General features: G+C 62.0%; 14 protein-coding genes. 6 read left to right on the top strand and 8 right to left on the bottom strand.

The window, feature by feature from the left end:
- Window positions 1-43 precede the first annotated feature (43 nt).
- A complete protein-coding gene (locus LKE50_04820; GenBank protein ID MCH3967930.1) occupies window positions 44-1,039 on the bottom strand; it encodes a LacI family transcriptional regulator in 996 nt (331 codons plus the stop codon).
- A 307-nt stretch (window positions 1,040-1,346) separates the two neighbouring features.
- On the opposite strand from LKE50_04820, the gene LKE50_04815 reads away from it, so the two are divergent.
- Together LKE50_04815 and LKE50_04810 are read left to right on the top strand one after the other, a co-directional pair.
- Complete coding sequence (locus LKE50_04815) at window positions 1,347-2,822, top strand: alpha-L-fucosidase (protein ID MCH3967929.1); 1,476 nt, start codon at window positions 1,347-1,349, stop codon at window positions 2,820-2,822.
- A gap of 9 nt (window positions 2,823-2,831) precedes the next feature.
- The gene (locus LKE50_04810; GenBank protein ID MCH3967928.1) at window positions 2,832-3,884 is read left to right on the top strand and encodes an alpha/beta hydrolase; all 1,053 of its coding nucleotides are present in this window, start codon (window positions 2,832-2,834) and stop codon (window positions 3,882-3,884) included.
- Window positions 3,885-3,912: 28 nt separating this feature from the next.
- Here LKE50_04810 and LKE50_04805 read toward each other — a convergent pair whose 3' ends face one another.
- Entirely contained in the window at window positions 3,913-4,557 is a 645-nt protein-coding gene (locus tag LKE50_04805; protein MCH3967927.1) for a hypothetical protein, read from the bottom strand.
- 155 nt (window positions 4,558-4,712) lie between these two features.
- Complete coding sequence (locus LKE50_04800; protein ID MCH3967926.1) at window positions 4,713-6,989, bottom strand: hypothetical protein; 2,277 nt, start codon at window positions 6,987-6,989, stop codon at window positions 4,713-4,715.
- Between the two features lie 252 nt (window positions 6,990-7,241).
- On the opposite strand from LKE50_04800, the gene LKE50_04795 reads away from it, so the two are divergent.
- From LKE50_04795 to LKE50_04780, 4 genes are all read left to right on the top strand, one after another.
- Window positions 7,242-8,519 (top strand): hypothetical protein, encoded by a 1,278-nt coding sequence (locus LKE50_04795; protein ID MCH3967925.1) that lies wholly within the window; start codon window positions 7,242-7,244, stop codon window positions 8,517-8,519.
- 241 nt (window positions 8,520-8,760) lie between these two features.
- The gene (locus tag LKE50_04790) at window positions 8,761-9,546 is read left to right on the top strand and encodes a glycosyltransferase (GenBank protein MCH3967924.1); all 786 of its coding nucleotides are present in this window, start codon (window positions 8,761-8,763) and stop codon (window positions 9,544-9,546) included.
- Window positions 9,547-9,717: 171 nt separating this feature from the next.
- Window positions 9,718-10,413: a glycosyltransferase family 2 protein gene (locus LKE50_04785; protein ID MCH3967923.1), complete on the top strand. Its 696-nt coding sequence runs from the start codon at window positions 9,718-9,720 to the stop codon at window positions 10,411-10,413.
- A complete protein-coding gene (locus LKE50_04780; protein MCH3967922.1) occupies window positions 10,414-10,812 on the top strand; it encodes a DUF2304 domain-containing protein in 399 nt (132 codons plus the stop codon).
- A 131-nt stretch (window positions 10,813-10,943) separates the two neighbouring features.
- Here LKE50_04780 and pflA read toward each other — a convergent pair whose 3' ends face one another.
- The 5 genes from pflA to LKE50_04755 form a co-directional block, all read right to left on the bottom strand.
- Window positions 10,944-11,765 carry a pyruvate formate-lyase-activating protein gene (gene pflA / locus LKE50_04775; protein ID MCH3967921.1) on the bottom strand — a complete coding sequence of 274 codons (822 nt, stop codon included), beginning with the start codon at window positions 11,763-11,765 and terminating at the stop codon, window positions 10,944-10,946.
- A 12-nt stretch (window positions 11,766-11,777) separates the two neighbouring features.
- On the bottom strand, window positions 11,778-12,029 hold the full coding sequence (grcA3, locus tag LKE50_04770; protein MCH3967920.1) for an autonomous glycyl radical cofactor GrcA3: 252 nt from the start codon (window positions 12,027-12,029) through the stop codon (window positions 11,778-11,780).
- Window positions 12,030-12,091: 62 nt separating this feature from the next.
- Window positions 12,092-14,260, bottom strand: coding sequence for a formate C-acetyltransferase (gene pflB, locus LKE50_04765; GenBank protein ID MCH3967919.1), 2,169 nt, complete (start codon window positions 14,258-14,260; stop codon window positions 12,092-12,094).
- A gap of 340 nt (window positions 14,261-14,600) precedes the next feature.
- Window positions 14,601-15,260 (bottom strand): hypothetical protein, encoded by a 660-nt coding sequence (locus LKE50_04760; GenBank protein ID MCH3967918.1) that lies wholly within the window; start codon window positions 15,258-15,260, stop codon window positions 14,601-14,603.
- Between the two features lie 2 nt (window positions 15,261-15,262).
- Complete coding sequence (locus LKE50_04755; protein ID MCH3967917.1) at window positions 15,263-15,928, bottom strand: hypothetical protein; 666 nt, start codon at window positions 15,926-15,928, stop codon at window positions 15,263-15,265.
- Window positions 15,929-16,461: the final 533 nt, after the last annotated feature.

Below are 16,461 nucleotides of genomic sequence, written 5' to 3'. Positions count from 1 at the left end.
CCCTTCTGGTCGTAAATCCTGGTCTTCTATAGCGGGACAGTGACTAGCCGATCTTCCTCACGGTGCCTCCGGGCTGCACCGAGCCCGTCACGCGGATCACGCCGTCCTGCGAGCCGTGCCCGGCCTCGATCTGCTCGAGCAGCGCCTCGACGGCCATGCGGCCCATGCCGCGGGAGTTCTGCTTGTAGGTCGCGAGCGAGGGATAGACGGCGGACGCGAGCCTGATGCCGTCGAACCCGAAGCAGCTGATGTCGTCGGGAACCGAGAGGCCCTGCGACTGCATCTCGGCGAGCGCGCCCAGGTAGGCGAAGTCGTCGGGGAACAGGACACAGGTGGGACGGGGGCCCCTCAGCAGGACCTCGCGGGTGGCGATGCGCGCGGCCTCCGGGTTCTGGTACTTGGACTGGACGAGGTAGTCGTCGGGGACCTCGATGCCGTGCGCGGCCATGGCGGTGCGGAACCCGTCGATGCGTGCGCGGGTGACATCGCCCATCTCGCCGTGGACGAAGGCGATCCGCCTGTGGCCCATGCCGACGAGATAGTCCACGATCTCGTGCATGGCCTGGTCGTTCTCGGACAGGATGCTCGTGCAGCCCGTATAGACGCGGTCGATGGAGACCACGGGCACGGTGCTCGAGAGGAGCTTGTCCAGGCCCTCCGAGTCAAAGATGTGATGCATGATGATGACGCCGTCGCACTGCCTGCGCATGACCTGGCCGTAGTAGCCGTCCTCGTGCTTGTACTCGTTGCTCAGGAGCGTGACGTCATATCCCTCGCGCTCGAGGCGCGCACGCACCTCGCTCAGCATCGACGAGAAGAACTCGTGGTCCATGCCGGCCTCATAGAGGACGCCGACGTTATAGCTCCGGCTCGTGCGAAGGGTGCGCGCGGCGACGTTAGGGACGTACCCCAGCCGCTGGGCGACCTCACGGACCTGCCTGGCCTTCTCCTCGCTCACGCCAGGAAGGTGGCGGAGCGCCTTGGAGACCGCGGCAGAGGACAGCCCGCACTCGTCGGCAATCGTCTTGAGGGTTACCATCGCACCTTCCGCCCGTTAAGTTAATCGGTTTCGTAAATCCATTTGTAAAAGTAAGGAAGAGTGGATTAGGGGTCAAGCGAATCGGCGGTGAACGGTAGACGGAAAGAGCCGTCTCTTGGTAGAGAGCGAACGGTGATTCTTGAATCACAGCAGCTCAGAAGCATTCAGATTCGCTCATTGACCACTTTTGCAAAGTTATCTGCGTATCGGCGAACGGTCCGTTCGCACCGCTCGGGCTGCCCTGCCCTAGAGTGTCAATGCGAAAAGCGACGATTCCCGACCAGACCCCGAGGGGGCATGCCCGACCATGGACCGCGAGCAGGAACGGCTGGAGCAGATCAGGGCGACGACAACCGCCGGACCATACGCGCCCGACTGGGCCTCGTTGTTCTCATGGCAGCCTCCCCGCTGGTTCGTCGAGGCGCGTTTCGGCATCTTCGTCCACTGGGGCGTCTACAGCGTGGCGGCGCACGCCAACGAGTGGTACCCACGCAACATGTACATCCAGGACAAGGAGGAATGCGCTTGGCATCGCAGGACCTTTGGCGACCAGGCGACCTTCGGCTACAAGGACCTCGTCGGCCGATTCCACGCCGAGGCCTTCGACCCCGAAGCCTGGGCCGACCTGTTCCGCCGCGCCGGCGCGCGCTATGTCGTGCCCGTGGCCGAGCACCATGACGGCTTCCAGATGTACGCGAGCGACCTCTCACGTTGGAACGCCGCCGAGATGGGCCCGCACCGGGATGTGCTCGGCGAGCTCAAGGAGGCCATCGAGAGGGAGGGCATGGCCTTCGGAACCTCCTCGCACCGGGCCGAGCATTGGTTCTTCATGGGCCATGGGAGGGAGTTCGCGAGCGACGTGGCCGAGCCGCTCAGGCGTGGGGACCTCTACTGGCCGGCCATGCCCGAGGCCGACGAGCAGGACCTCCGAAGCAAACCCTATCCCACCGAGGAGTTCATCGACGACTGGCTGCTGAGGACCTGCGAGCTCATCGACCGTTACAAGCCGTCGCTGCTCTACTTCGACTGGTGGATCCAGCACGAGGCCTTCAGGCCGGCGCTCAAGACCATGGCAGCGTACTACTACAACCGCGCGGCCGGGTGGGGACGCGAGGTCGGCATCTGCTACAAGCACGACGCCTTGGCGTTCGGCACGGGCATCGTCGAGATGGAACGCGGCGGCTTCGATGCCGCCCAGCCCTTCTGCTGGCAGACCGACACCGCCATCGCCAACAACTCCTGGTGCTACACGGACACGCTGGAGTACAAGTCGGCGCGCCAGATCATCTGCGCCCTCGTCGAGACGGTCAGCAAGAATGGCAACCTGCTCCTGAACGTGGGTCCCAAGGGTGACGGGAGCATCGCTGACGAGGACCGGGACATCCTCCTGGCTGTCGGCGACTGGCTCGCCGCGAACGGCGAGGCCATCTATGGGAGCAAGCCCTGGCGCGTGTCACAGGAGGGCCCCACGAGGGTGGGGCAGGGCCAGTTCTCGGACAGCATGGAGCTGCCCTACACGGCCCAGGACATACGGTTCACCGTACAGGGCGACTCCGTCTACGCCTTCGTGATGCGCTGGCCCCAGGACGGAGAGGTGACCGTCCGCTCCCTTGCGGACTCCCCCGACCAGGACCTGCCCCTGTTCCATGGGCTGATACGGAACGTGAGCATACTGGGCTGGGAGGGTCGGCCATGTTGGTCGACCGACGCCGAGGGGCTCCACGTCTCAGCCAGGAGCATGGCAGGCGACGCGCCCGTCGTCATCAAGGTCCGCATGGAATAGGAGCGCACGATGCGATTCACCACCTACCACTCGATGAACGAGGTCATGGGCCATCCGGGAATCAGGAGGCATCTGCCGACCTTCTTCTCGGGAGACCTCCTGGGGATGTTCCCGCCCGAGCTTGCGGACGAGCCCCTCGGGGTGGCCGAGCACTATGGCCGGACCCCGTGGGGCATACCGTTCTTCGAGGTGGTCGAGCAGTTCCTCGAGGCGGCGAACCTCATCGCCGACCTCACCGAGAATGGCACCAGGCGCTCTGTCCCTCTCTGGGAGAAGGACGTGGCGCCCACCTGGGAGCCGCGCATGCATGGCGAAGGCGACCCCATCGACTCGTTCCTGGTGGCCCCCCTCCCCCATGCGACGCCCTCGGGCGAGCGCAGGCCTGCCGTCATCGTCTGCCCCGGCGGTGCCTATCGCGAGGTCTGTTGCAGCGGAGAGGGAACGCCGGTCCTGAGGATGATGGAGGCGTGCGGATATGTGGCCTTCATCCTCTTCTACCAGGTCTCGGCCCCAGCCTATCCGCAGGCGCAGACGGACCTGGCGCAGGCGGTACGTCTCGTGCGCGCCCATGCCGACGACTACGGGATCGACCCCGACGACATCATGACCATGGGCTTCTCGGCAGGAGGGCACCTCTGCGCGTCCGAGGCAGCCGCCGTGGGCACCTTCGCGGGCATGGCCGACGAGCAGTACCCGGACCTTGCCGGCGTGAGCGCGCGACCGGACAAGGTCTGCCTGGGATATCCCGTGATCAGCCTCTGCCAGCACCAGCATGAGGAGAGCGCGCTGAGCCTCATCGGGAACGACGAGTCCCTGCGCGGGCCCCTCTCCGTGGAGCACATGGTCGGACGTGACTTCCCGCCCACCTATCTGTGGACCTGCGCCGATGACTCCTGCGTGCCGCCAGAGAACTCGACCCTCATGGACGAGGCACTCGAGGCCGCAGGCATCAACCACCTGTTCCACCTGTATCCCGAGGGCGAACATGGGTGCGGCCTCGCCTTCGGCAAGTCAGCCCATGGATGGAGCCGGGAGATGCTCTCGTTCATGCGGAACGCGTGAACGAGACACGCACGCACGACACAAGTGCTCAGGCCACGGCCATCGCAAGGACCCCGACCACGCTCGCGACCACGAGGGCGGGGGCCCACCACATGACGATCGAGAGCACGAGCGACACGGTCTTGACCTTATGTGCGACCTCGGCCGACGAGAAGCCCCTCCTGGCCAGGATTGAGCTCACGACCTGCAGGACCACGGACAAGGCAGCGACCCCGTAGACGATGCCGTTGAAGAGCCCGAGCGAGATGTCAGCGCCATCTGCGGCGGTCTGGGCAAGGGCGATGACCTCGCCCACCACGAACAGGGTGAGGGCGACCCAATAGAGCAGGTGTGCCATCCGAGCGGTCAGGCCGCTGGCCCTCTCGTGGGAGGCCTTCGTGAGACGTGAGACCAGCCAGAGCACCAGGCATACAGGGAAGCACAGCGCGGCGGCCTCGGTCACGCACGCCCCGAGGTCATAGGCACCGAGCCAGACGAAGAAGCAGAAGAAGGCCAGGGGGAGGCAGACCACCACGAGTGCCGTCGCCACCGTACCAGCAGACGGCCCCTTGAGCTGGGATCGCGCTGAGGAGGCCTCCGCGACCTGGTCGCTCCCCTCCGACGTCGCATCGGTTGGTACCGATGCCGCCGACCCATCATCGTCCTGATGCTTGATTCTGTTGGCCTTGCTCACGCGAGTCCCCTCTCGACATCCACCATGAAGACGCCTTGGAGAACGAGGACCAAGGCGTCTCTCGAGGCTACGGCACTAGGTCGCAAGCAGCCAACCGTCTACCGAAGCCTATAAAGCTGCAGGAAGGCTGTAGACAGGTACGGCCGCAGGAACCATCAGGAATAGCTCACGGTATAGATGTGATACCCATCCACCTGCGCGGTCTCCTGGAACGAGACCCCGGAACTAGGGTCATCCTCAAGAGCCGTCCCCGAGATGACGTTGGTGATACCGAGGGTCTTGAGGTCGCCGTAGTTCAGATGCAGACAGAAGGAGTCTGCCTGCACGAGCTCGAAGGACGTCGGGTCGGTCGTGAGCCTGACGGTGATGTGGGCGTACCTGTTATAGACGTCCTCGTACTCATGCGAAGGGTCGATTCGGTGCCAGAGATCGAGGTTGGGAACGACGTTCGTGCAGTTGATCGTAGCCGCCCCCGCGTCCGTGCAGAGGTTGCCGGTCGAGAGATGTGCGTCGACAGCGACCCAGAGCGGGCTCTGCGCGGAAGACGAGTCGTTCGCCTCCCGAACGGCACTGACGATGTTGGAATCGGTCAGGAACGAGTCACCGATCTGTATCGGGTTGACCGTGAGGCCCGTCGGGACGATGACCGCCACGAGCAGCATCAGGAGCGCCCTCTCGTAGTACCGTGATCGATCAGGCACGAGGACGATTGACAGGACCGCATAGACCATGGCCGCAAGGATGACAAGGAGCAGCACGCAGTAGATCAGCCTCAGGTATGACGCATACAGGTTCCTCATGACGAGGACGAGGCAGAGGGAGATCGCACAGGAGACCAGCAGGATGAGAGCCCGAGGCACCCTCCTGCAACCATCATCCGGGGTCTCGCCAGATAGATGACGAGGTGTCCCCGCCTGCTGCCTGATATGGCAAACGGGGCGCGTACCACCGACGCCCTCGGGCAAGCCGGCGGGCACCGAACACGCACGCAGGCTGATGCTGCGCAGCAACAGGACCACCTCGATATACCCCGTGCCGATGACCAGGCGAGCAGCCGGTACGTTGGAAAGAAGGGTGACCTTCGCCAACCAATCAGGTATCCCGAAGCAGATGAAGACGACAAAAAAGGCCTGGAGAGCAAGTAGGGAGGCCAGGAGGAAGTCCCGTCCCTTCAACTTGACAAGCAGGCAGATGGCAAGGATGCTCCCCAAGGGGAACAGGGTGAAGAACGCCCCCGCCTCACAAGCGTTAGGCAGTGCATTTGCGGGGTCGATGGAGAAGAACAACCCCTGCCCATAGTTCAGCAGCAGACTGGCCCCTCCCCCGCCAGTCTCGAACCGGGCACCGGGATACACGGTCCCGCTCTCGGCGGCAATCTCGGTAGCAGACGATTGGAAGGCAAGGGCGATGAGCACTGCCACGACCGCCAGCGGGATGACAACGATGGGGATGTCCCTCCGCGCCACGAACAGACGACCCTCGCTTCCAGAGCCCATCAGCTCGCGACGATAGTCGATGACGACCCATACGCCCATCAAGGCGAAGATGTAGAAGCAAGGTACCATCCAGGCCGGATAGAGCACGAAGATGTAGCAGCCGCAGAGCCACGCCAGGACGCATCCCTTGAACGCACGCCTGAGCACGGAGTCTTCACGTATCAGCGAGTTGAGGATGAGGACCAGCGCCTGGCCAAACAGGAGGACCTCCGTGACCTCGCCCCACCAGGTAATGAATGGGGAAAGCGTGAGGATGAGGGCAGCACATCCACTCAGATACTTGTCCCCCTTGGTATAGAGCAAGGCGCAGTCAAACGACACAAGGAAGAGCACCATATACCGGGCAGCCCAGACGAACGACAAGCCTCTTGCAAAGCCGAGGAACAGATAGCCCCAGTGAAAAGGTCGGAAGATGCTGGCGATGCTCCAAGACGGAAGGTTGTAGCCAATGGAAACATTCGTTGTGGCGCCCCCAAGAAGGCCGCTCAAAGGCGAGTAGTCATTCACAGCCTGGGAAGCGTTGAGCAACGTGGTAACAATCCACTCGTCAGACCTAATCGAACGGGGTATGCCAAAATACGGCCCCGTGCCCTCTCCCTGATAGATTGAGTAATATATGCCAATGGACGACCCGCTCACCTCAAATGCAACAAGGACAGCAACGATGCAGACACCGATGAGCACACGGTGCCTAAAGATGAAAGAGAGCAGCCTCCGTCCCCGATCAGATGCCAGAATCGCAATACCAACAAAGAAACAAAGTAAGAACAGAGCCAAGGTCCTCAAGACAATAGGGGCTGAATAGGTACCAGCCAGGAGCCCGTCATAAGACCCGGTCTGATAAATCCTAAGCGCCTCGAAATAGAGTTCGCAGAACACCGAGAAGAAGAGCGACGCAGCTAACGAGAAGAGCGCGGAATCGAACTTACGTCCCATGCTGATTCTCGATATAGGCATTCTCATACGACAGGCTCCGTCCATTCCATGGTCCTTAGGCCCCTGCAAGGATAGTCGATTCGAACCGTGTTCATCCCCTCGAGAAGCGGGGATGAACCGTACTTCGAATACCTCAGGAGCTACTATATGGATACAGATTCATCCAAGCGAGAAGGACGTCATACAGTACATCGGAGGTTAGTCATCTCGAAGTCGACCCATAGCCCCGCTCCCCTCTCGATGAAGCGTAACATGCTCTTCAATACCATAGGAAGTCTCACCTACCAGGGATGTCTATGGCTCACCACGGTCCTTGTGGTCGTCCTTTCTTCTGGCTATAACGACTCGGGGCTCCTCGCCTTCGCCATGACGGTAGGAAACCTTTTCAACCCCATCGCGACCTACAACATGCGTCCTTATCAGGTGTCCGACATCGATGGCGAGCACTCCCAGGGCACCTATGTCGCCTTTCGAATCCTTACTCTGCTCCTGGGCATAATATTCATAGTCCCCTACACCTTCATGACGACCTCGGATTCGACCACCATCGGCATCGTCTTCGTCTATCTCATCTTCAAGACCGACGAAGCCTTCTGCGACGTCCTGTATGGGACCGACCAAGGCGCCCAGCGTATGGACTACATCGGGGTGTCCCAGTTCATACGAGGCGTCGTCCTCATTGCCTCCTTCTCGGCCGGTCTCGTGCTCCTCGGTAACCTCTCGCTCGCCATCATTGCCATGTCCGTCTGTTGCATGGCGGTAACCTTCGTCTATGACGTCCCCCACGCCTCACGCATTTCATCCCTTCGTCCCCATATGAGCCGCTCCGAGGCCTGGGGTCTGCTCAAGGGATGTCTGCCGCTCGTCATCTCGACGCTCTTCATGAGCGCCATCGTCTCGGTCGCCCGGCAATGGTTCTCCAACAGCTATGGGACCGAGGCCCTCGGGCTCTATGCAGCGGTGGCCACGCCCGCCGTGCTCGTCCAGGCCGCTGCACGCTATCTGTACGCCCCGGCGCTCGTGCCCCTCTCCGAGCGTTGGAAAGAGGGAGCGAGCGCCTTCAAGAGGACCCTCCTGAGAACAGCCAGGACCATGTTCCTGGCTTGCATGGTCATGGTTGTCGTCCTCTCGCTTATCGGCAGTCCATTGCTGACGCTTGTCTATGGAGAGAGCATCGCAGGATGCACCTACCTGTTCCCCTATGTGCTCATGTCCACGGCGCTCGTGGCACTACTCTGGTTCGTCACGGACGTGCTGGTCCTCTGTCGCGACCTACGGGGGATGCTCACCTCGACCACGATTTCCATCGTGGTCGTCATCATGACCATGGTGCCTTTGGAATCCGTCTTCTACATGAACGGCATCAACTACACTGTCATTGCTGGTGTCACGGCAGGATTGGTCACAGCACTGCTCTTCCTGCGCCACGACGTTCGCAAGGCTCAGAGGATGTCGCATGCAGATATCGCGCCGGATATGACACCGTCTTTGACAGACATAGAAGACCAGACTCATCAGGAAAGGTCCTGATGACAGCATCGGCATCAGCAGGCGCCCAACGGTCGCCCTCCACAGCAGAAACCGCCAGGTTCGTCCAACCCATTCCGTATATCGGCTACAACAGGTTCCATAGCGAGCAAAGCATATCAGACATCAAGAATGCGCTAGCCGCCCACACCTTGGTCGAGCCCGTACTCCAGTCCTTCATAAGACACCCATATCCATGCTCGACAGCAGCACTCACTCTCTATGGAAAGGTCGGTCGTTCCTGATGAAGCACTCGTTCGCCGTCTGCGCCTACAAGCAAAGCCCCTACCTCAAGGAGTGCCTGGACTCCCTCATGGCCCAGGAAGGCTGCGAGAGTGAGGTCTTCATCGCCACGTCCACGCCCTCGGACTGGCTCGACGGAGTCGCCTCCTCATATGGCATCCCCGTACACGTCAACACGGGAGAGCACGGCATCGGACAGGACTGGAACTTCGCCGTGTCTCAGGCAGGCTGTGACTACGTCACCATCGCCCACCAGGATGACATCTACCTCCCGCGCTATGCGGAGACAGCAATGGAGATGCTCGGGCGCTCGCCCTCCTCGCTCATCTTCTTCTGCAACTATGGCGAGCTCAGGGATGGAGAGCAGATCGACGACAACCATCTCCTCGAGGTGAAGCGGCGCATGCTTCGTCCACTCGCTGACGGCAAGAACGCCTCTGATATCCGGACCCGTCGCAGAGTCCTTTCCATGGGCTCCGCAATCTGCTGCCCATCGGTCACGCTAGATCTCACCAATTGCGGCCCCCAACCCTTCCGAACGCAGATGAAGAGCAACCTTGACTGGGATACCTGGGAGAGTCTGTCAAAGCTCGAGGGTGAGTTCTACTATTCGAGCCAGCTCCTCATGTATCACCGAATCCATGAGGAATCGACCACATCCGCCCTCATCAAGGATGATACGAGGTCACACGAAGACCGAGAGATGTTCGACCGCTTCTGGCCACGCCCCGTCGCGGCGCTTATCGAGCGCGCGTACTCAAGGGGCGAGAAGAGCAACGGTCTCTGATTCTCAGGTTAATAACGCGGCATGCTCCAGGGGATTCGCTCATCCGCCGATGACCCACCGCATGGGGGCTCCAGCGAATGGATTAGTATTGTTGAAGATGGTTCTTACGATTCAGTTAGGAGGCAGACTATACATGTCTAATGGAATGCGTCTGCTCTTTGAGGTGCACGCATGAGAAAGAAGAACCAGGCGCTTCTCATCATCTGTGCATATAACGAAGCTCTCTGCCTCAAACAGGTCGTTGACGGTGTAATCGAAGATCTGCCCGGATGCGACTACGTCGTGATCAACGATGGCTCCACCGACGCGACCTTGAGCGTATGTGTGGACAATGGATACAACTATCTTGATCTCCCCATCAACCTCGGCCTCTCTGGAGCGTTTCAGACTGGTATGAAGTATGCCGCACGTGAGGGTTACACCTATGCGATTCAGTTCGATGGAGATGGCCAACATAGAACGGAATCCATCCGACCGATGCTCAAGAGGGCGAGCGAGAGCGATGTCGTCATAGGTTCGCGCTTCGTGAGCGAACCTCGCCCTCGCTCGTTGCGGATGATGGGCAATATCCTCATCTCATGGGCAATCAAGGTCACGACCGGACAGAGAGTCAACGACCCGACGTCTGGGCTTCGGCTCTATAACGAGAAAATGATCGCGATGCTCTCCAGAGGTCTCAACTGGGATCCCGAGCCTGACACGGTGGCATATCTCATAAGGAATGGTGCTCGTGTCGAAGAGGTACAGGTGAACATGGATGAACGTATCGCTGGCGAAAGCTACTTCAACCTGAGATCTGCCACAGCCTATATGCTCAAGCAGACCGTATCCATCCTCTTCTTTCAGCTGTTCAGAGGGAGGGCATAAGTGCTGACTTTGATATTCAGAAGCGTATTGCTCGTTGCAGCATTGGTGATTACGTGGTTCATCATCACCAGAATTCGCAAGGCCAAGATGCGTATAGAGGACTCCCTGTTTTGGTTGTTCATGGCACTGCTCCTCCTGGTATTCAGCATCTTCCCAAGCACTGCTGACGCATTGGCGAGCCTCTTTGGGGTCTATTCCACTGCCAACTTCCTCTTTGCCTTCTTCGTAGGCATCCTCGTCCTCAAGGTGTTCATGATGAGCACACACATCTCGCGACTCGAGGCCAGGATTGCAGAGCTCACCCAGAAGGTCGCCTTGCTCGACTACGACCGGCGCACATCGGAACAGGATGGCCCATCCGCAAACGGAAGAGATGGGAACGCTTCATCTGACCACTGATTTCGTGCTCATTTCCCATCCAAATCAGTCCACGCTTGCCGTCTTGACCGCCTGCGCGAACGTTTTCATCCTCTTCGGGGCCCTGGCCATAGTCTTCCTCCCGAAGTTCGTCGCATAGGGTATGGGTTCGCTCAGGCTCTGATGAGCTTCTTCCGCTCATCTGCCCTGGCATCCATGACGACCTTGCGCATTGCGGGGATTGCGGCGGGATCCTGGGGCTCCACGCCGGCCAGGCGGTACGGCAGCCCCTCCGCCTCGTACTTGGTCACGCCCATCGTGTGGTATGGCAGCAGGTCGAGGCCCACTACGTTGGGCCAGCGGGCGATGATGCGCCCCACACCCTCCAACTCCTCCGTGGAGTCCGTGATACCCGGCACCACCACGTGTCTGATGATCACCGGGATGCGTCGACGCGCGAGCTCGTCACCCAAGGCCAGGGGACGCTCGGGGCCAGCGCCCACGAGCCGGCGATGTCCCTCGGGATCGGAATGCTTAACGTCGAGAAGCACCAAATCGCAGTCAGCAAGCAGCGCCTCGTAGCGCTCAGGGTGCGCAGGGTCATAGGCGCCTCCGGCCGTATCGAGGCAGGTATGGATGCGTCCGGCCGGCGCAGCGTGCGCCGCCTGGAAGAGCGCGCCGATGAAGCCCGGCTGTGCCATGGGCTCGCCACCAGTCACGGTGATGCCGCCATGACGGTAGAATGCCCGGTTGCGCTCGAAGACGTCGATGACATGGGCGACGGTCACGTCCGTGCCCGGTCCCTCCCCCGCCGCGGTCGCGGTGGCGCACCTGCCGAAGTCCCAGGTGTCGGGGTTGTGGCAGTAGGCGCACCTGAAGGGGCAGCCTTGGCAGAAGACGACGAGGCGTGTGCCAGGGCCGTCCACGGTGCCGAAGGTCTCTATGGAGTGAAGGCGCCCGACCACCTGGTCGGGCGCCTGTGACTCGTCCTGCACGCTGGACGCTTCCTACATCGACTCGTGGAAGGTGCGCGAGATGACCTCGTCCTGCTGCTCCTTGGTGAGCTTGTTGAAGTTCACCGCATACCCCGAGACACGAATCGTGAGCTGGGGGTACTTCTCGGGATGGGCCTGCGCGTCAACCAGGGTGTCACGGTTGAACACGTTGACGTTCAGGTGATGGCCGCCCTTCTCGTCATAGGCATCGAGCATGCTCACGAGGTTGTCGACCTGGTCCTGCGAGACATCACTGGTCTTCATGTGGGTCTTCCCTTCTCTGGGGACTGGTTCCAATCAACGCTCCACGTCAGGATGCGACGTGTCTACTCCGGCTTCACGTCCTCGGCACCCTCGCGCGCGCTCGCATCCGAGTCGCAGGCGCAGGCCACGGGGTTCTCGATCGAGATGTCGGCCGCGGATGCCTTCGAGATCACATCGGAGAGGTCCACGCCCAACGCGTCGACGTCGAGCTCGTCTGCGGAGAACATCACCTGACCCGACTTGCCCAGCGCTCCCGGCACGATCGAGAAGGTGTTGGAGATGCCGTCCTGCGCATCCTCGAACGGGAGCTTGGCCACGGAGGACAGGCTGGCGATGGCGCCGTGCGTGTCACGCCGGTGCATGGGGTTGGCACCTGGGGCAAGAGGCTCGCCGGCACGACGGCCGTCGGGGGTGTTGCCCGTCTTCTTGCCATAGACCACGTTGGACGTGATCGTGAGGATGGACGTGGTGGGGATGGAGTTGCGATACGTGGAGCGCTTGCGGACGTAGAACATGAACTTCTCGACCACGTCGTGGGCAATCTGGTCCACGCGGTCGTCGTCGTTGCCATACTTGGGGAAGTCGCCCTCGACCTGGAAGTCGACCACGAGGCCGTCCTCGTTGCGCACGGGGTGGACCTTCGCGTACTTGATGGCCGAGAGGGAGTCCGCCACGACGGAGAGGCCGGCGATCCCCGTGGCGAACCAGCGCTTGACGTGCTCGTCGTGCAGGGCCATCTGGATGCGCTCGTAGCAGTACTTGTCATGCATGTAATGGATGGCGTTGAGGCTGCTCACGTAGACGGCGGACAGCCACCCCATCATGTCGTTGAACTTCGAGATGACGTCGTCGTAGTCGAGCGTGTCGCCCTCGCAGGCGCGGTACTTGGGACCGACCTGCTGGCCGCTCATCTCGTCCACGCCACCGTTGATGGCATAGAGCAGGCACTTGGCCAGGTTGGCCCGGGCACCGAAGAACTGCATCTCCTTGCCGATGCGCATGGAGCTGACACAGCAGGCGATGCCATAGTCGTCACCATGGGTGACGCGCATGAGGTCGTCGTTCTCGTACTGGATGGAGCTCGTGGCGATGGAGATGCGGGCGCAGTAGTCCTTGAAGCCCACGGGCAGGCGCTTGGACCAGAGCACCGTGAGGTTGGGCTCGGGGGCGGTACCGATGTTCTCGAGCGTATGGAGGTAGCGGAAGCTCATCTTGGTGACGAGCGTGCGACCGTCGACGCCCATGCCACCGATGGACTCGGTGACCCACTGGGGGTCGCCCGAGAAGAGGTCGTTGTACTCGGGGGTACGTGCGAACTTGACCATACGGAGCTTCATGATGAAGTGGTCGACGAACTCCTGGACCTGGTCCTCGGTGAAGGTGCCCGCTGCGAGGTCACGCTCGGCGTAGACGTCGATGAAGGTGGACGTGCGGCCCAGGCTCATGGCCGCGCCGTTCTGCTCCTTGACGGAGGCCAGGTAGCCGAAGTAGGTCCACTGGATGGCCTCGGCCACGTTCTCGGCCGGGCGCGTGATGTCGCAGCCGTAGGTCTTGCCGAGCTGGGCCAGCTCGCCCAGGGCGCGAATCTGCTCGGAGAGCTCCTCGCGGTGACGGATGACGTCCTCGGTCATGATCGAGGACGTGCCGGCCTTCTCGGCCTTCTTCTCGGCGACGAGGTAGTCCGTGCCGTAGAGGGCGACGCGGCGGTAGTCACCGATGATGCGGCCGCGGCCGTAGGCGTCAGGAAGGCCCGTGATGATGTGCGAGTGACGGCAGGCACGCATCTCGGGCGTGTAGACGTCGAACACGCCGGCGTTGTGGGTCTTGCGGTAGTTGGTGTAGAAGTCGACGATCTGGGGGTCGACCTCATAGCCGTTGTCCGAGCAGGCCTGCTGGGCCATGCGGATGCCGCCGTTGACATGCAGCGCGCGCTTGAGCGGCTTGTCAGTCTGGAGGCCGACGATCTGCTCGAGGTCCTTGTCGATGTAGCCTGCACCATGGCTCGTGATGGTCGAGACGACCTTGGTGTCCATGTCGAGGACGCCGCCATGCTCGCGCTCCTGCTCGAAGAGGTCCATGACCTCGCCCCAGAGCTTGTTCGTGCGCTCGGTGGGACCGGCGAGGAATGACGCGTCGCCCTCATAAGGGGTGTAGTTCCTCTGGATGAAGTCACGAACGTCGATCTCGTGCTCCCAGTTGCCACCCGTAAAGCCCTGCCATGCCTTCTGCATCCTGTCCTCCTGGACCTTTGCATACTTGCAGTTATGACTTCGTGGCTGTGCACTGCTGTGTTTTGGGTGCGGTGGTTGGTCTGTCCCATGGGGCTCCCATGGGGTTAGAGCGTAGCAGACGAGAAGGCCGCGATGGTCGTCATCGGAAAATTAGACGGTATCGGCACCCCCTAGATGTTGTGTCTCGTACTGATACACTACGCTAACTGCTGTGGTTTGAGCACATTGGCAGATGCTATCGAAGCTGCCGAGAGGAACAGCGAGGATGGCCACGCACAAGAAGGAGGCCCCGCACCATTCGGTCCGGGGCCTCCTTGATGAGACGTTCCTAAGGTGGCGCTTAGGTCAGCACGAGCTGACCGAGCTGCTCCTTGCCGTCGAAGTCGTTCTCCTCGTTGGTCTGGTGGCCCTCGGCGTCCCAGTCGATCCTGACGACGGAGCCCTTCCACTTGTCCTTGTCCTTGTCCTCATCGTCAGCCGTGGCCGTGACGGGAATGGGAGGTACGACCTCGGTGGCATCTGCCGACACGGTCTCCTGAGTAGTGGCCTCGGCGCCCGTGGCCTGTGCGGCGTCGGACGTGGTGGCCTCGGAGCCGTCCTCCGAGTCCTTCTCCTTGAAGTCCTCCGTGCGGACCACGTACCTGAAGTCGAAGTCCTTCTCCTCGGGCATGTCCTCCTTGTGGAAGTCGTACTTGAGGTTGTCCAGGATGTCGGCCATGAGGGTCACGCGCTGCTCCGGGTCGGGGCAGGACACGAGGCCGCGCTCGGAGTTGAACAGGGCGTCAGGCGAGACGTAGATGGTGCGGATCTGCGCCTGGCGCCTCCTCTCGGAGCGGAACGTGAACCAGACGAGAGCCGCGACACCGACCCACCAGACGATGGAGAGGACCAGGTCGAACGGGCTGTCCACCTTGTTGAAGCCCAGGTAGTACCAGAGCCACAGGAGGAAGGCCGAGACGAGGACGAGAAGGACGTAGACGATCCAGTTGCTCTTCTTCATGACTAAGCCTCAGCTCCTGATGGGATGGTCGGGGCGCTCTCGCCCTGCTTGTCCTGCTGGTCGTCGTCCTCGCGGAGGACGCGCTTCTCGCGGTTCTTGAGGCCCTTGGTGTAGCGGCGGCGACGGAACAGGACGACCAGGCCGTAGACGAGGGTCACGAGCATGCCCAGCATGATGTACCAGTGGACCCAGCAGACCGGCTCGGCGGCGGTGGCCAGAGGCGTGCCGTTCTCGTCGATGGACTCCTCCTCAGCGGTCGAAGGTGTCGAGAGGGGCGTGGGCTCCTCCCCGATGACCGCCTGGTAGGCGTTCTGGAGCGCCGTGGCAATCGGGGTGACTACCGTTGCGACCGGTGTCGTACTGGCCGGCGTGACAGGCGTCGTGGGAGTCGTGCCCGCAGGCGTGGTCGGAGTCGTATCACCGGGAACGACAGGCGTCGCAGGTGCGGCAGTGACCGTGAGCGTGCCGAGGGTCTCGGTGACGGTGTAGTTGGACTGCTTGGCGGTGCCGTCCCAGGCGAGCGCGTAGGCGTTGGTCGACGTGCCGACCTCGGTCTGCGTGCCGGTGGTGGCGAAGGTCGCGGTCTCGCCGGCGACGAGGCCGGAGAGGGTGCCCGCGGCCGTGAGGGCGGTGCCGTCGTAGGCCTTGGTGGCGTCGGGCGTAGTCACCGTGAGAGTGGCCGGCGTGATGGTGACGGTGCCGTCGGCGGTGGCGTCCTCGTAGTTGGGGTTGGTGGCCTTCACGTGGACGGTCTGGGCGGAGGTGACGTCGGTCCACGTGGGGGCCGTCTCGGACCAGGTCTGGCCGTCCGTGCTGTAGAGCAGGGTCGAGCCGGCCTGCGCGGCCGTCGCGGAGACGGTGTGCGCGGAGCCGTCGTAGGTTCCGGCGTAGGGGGTCACGGTGACGGCGTTCTGCGCCGCGTCGGCCTTGGTGACCGTGAGGGTGCCGAGGTCCTCGGTGACGGTGTAGTTGGACTGCTTGGCGGTGCCGTCCCACGCGAGCGAGCAGGTGTTGGTCGAGCTGCCGGCCTCGGTCTGCGTGCCGGTGGTGGCGAGGGTCGCGGTCTCGCCGGCGACGAGGCCGGAGAGGGTGCCCGCGGCCGTGAGGGCGGTGCCGTCGTAGGCCTTGGTGGCGTCGGGCGTCGTGACCGTGAGGGCGGCCGGCATGATCTTGTAGGTGCGGTCGACCGTGCCGGCGTAGT

The organism is Atopobiaceae bacterium, from assembly GCA_022483015.1.
Taxonomy (GTDB): Bacteria; Actinomycetota; Coriobacteriia; order Coriobacteriales; family Atopobiaceae; genus JALCUE01.
This window is presented reverse-complemented; position numbering and strand designations above follow the sequence as displayed.